We start from the raw sequence: 1,702 nt of genomic DNA, 5'->3' as shown, positions 1-1,702 counted from the left end.
CCTGATAAACGGCAATGCCGTAAGTTTCTGATAAAACCGGCTTTAAATCCGGATGGGGATATTTAATTGAAGCCGGGTTTTTCTTACCTTCAATAAAATCATCGATCAAATCCATCGGGCCGGGACGGTAAAGGGCCACCATAGCGGTAATATCGGAAAAACGGTTGGGTTTTAATTTGCGGGCAACATTGCGCATGCCGCCGGATTCCAGCTGAAAAATACCCACGGTTTCGCCTTGACTCAAAAGTTTAAATACTCCGGCATCATCTAAAGGAATTTCGGAAACGTCAACTTTAAGGTGATCCTGTTCATCAACAAAATTAATGGCGTTTTGCAAAATAGTTAAGTTACGCAAACCTAAAAAGTCCATTTTTAAAAGGCCAATGGCATCAGCATCAATATTGCAATCAAGCGAGTACATATCGTACTGGGTCATGATGCGTTCATTTTTGCTTTCCAGCTGCAAGGGGGTGTATTCGGTCAAAGGCTTGTCGCCGATGACCACGCCGGCGGCATGAGTCGAGGCATGGCGGGCAGTACCTTCAACTTTTTTAGATAAATCAATTAGTTCCTTAAACCTGGGGTCACGGTAAAATTCCTGCAATTGGCTTGTATTTACCAGAGATTCCTCGATGGTAAAACCAAAAGGGATCAGCTTGGCAATTTTATCAGGATCACTATAAGGCATACCTAAAACGCGGCCGATGTCCCGGATGGCGCCGCGCGCCTCCATGGTGCCGAAGGTAATAATCTGGGCGACCCGGTCTTTGCCGTATTTTTTAGCAACGTATTCGATGACTTCGTCCCGGCGGTCATCAGCAAAATCCAGATCAATATCCGGCGGTGAAGGCCGTTCGGGATTTAAAAACCGTTCAAAAGGAATATTGTGAAGAATTGGGTCAATGGAAGTAATTCTTAAAGCATAGGCGACTAACGACCCGGCGACACTGCCCCTGCCTGGACCGACCCGGATTTTATTGGCTTTAGCCCAGTTGACAAAATCCTGGACAATTAAAAAATAAGTAGCAAAACCCTTGTCACAAATAATTTTTAATTCGTAATTTAAACGGTCAGTTAAAAGTTTTTCCGGCTTGGGAAAACGTTTGGTTAAACCTTTTTCCGCTAATTCTTTTAAATATTTTTCATGACTGGTGTAGCCGCTGGGTAGAGGAAAGTGCGGTAAAATCCTGCCACCAGTAGGAATAGTGACATTGCATTTTTCGGCAATTTTAACTGAATTTTTTAAGGCCTCGGGGTAATCGGGGAAAAGCTCATCCATTTCAGCGACAGACTTTAAGTAAAAATCCGGCGAGTCAATCATCGTTAATCGGTCTTTGTCAGCCAGCATGGTTTTAGTTTGAATTGCCAGAAGAGCATCCTGAGCCTTAGCGTCAGTTTGGTTAACATAATGCAGGTCGTTGGTGGCTACCAGAGGAATACCTAAAGAACGGGAAAATTCAATTAATTTACGGTTGACTTTATCCAAATCAGGCAAATGAAGATGTTTTTGCAATTCTAAATAAAAATCGTTTTTAAATATTTCTAAAAACCAGCGGCAGTATTTTAGAGCTTCGTTGTCTTTATCCTCCAAAATCATTTGGGGAATAATGCCTTGAAGACAAGAAGAAGTCACGACCAAACCCTCGTGATGTGCCTGTAAAGTTTTGAAATCAAAGCGGGGTTTGTAATAAAAACCTTCTAA

Annotated in this window: 1 protein-coding gene; it reads right to left on the bottom strand. The window is 42.5% G+C overall.

From position 1 onward, the window contains the following. Nucleotides 1–1,702 (bottom strand): DNA polymerase III subunit alpha (gene dnaE / locus NTZ93_04895; GenBank protein ID MCX6817175.1); only part of this gene is annotated, 1,702 nt, incomplete at both ends.

This window comes from Candidatus Beckwithbacteria bacterium (assembly GCA_026397255.1).
GTDB lineage: Bacteria > Patescibacteriota > Microgenomatia > UBA1400 > CG1-02-47-37 > JAPLVF01.
Note: the sequence above shows the minus strand (reverse complement) of the source record. Positions and strands in the feature narration are given on the sequence as shown.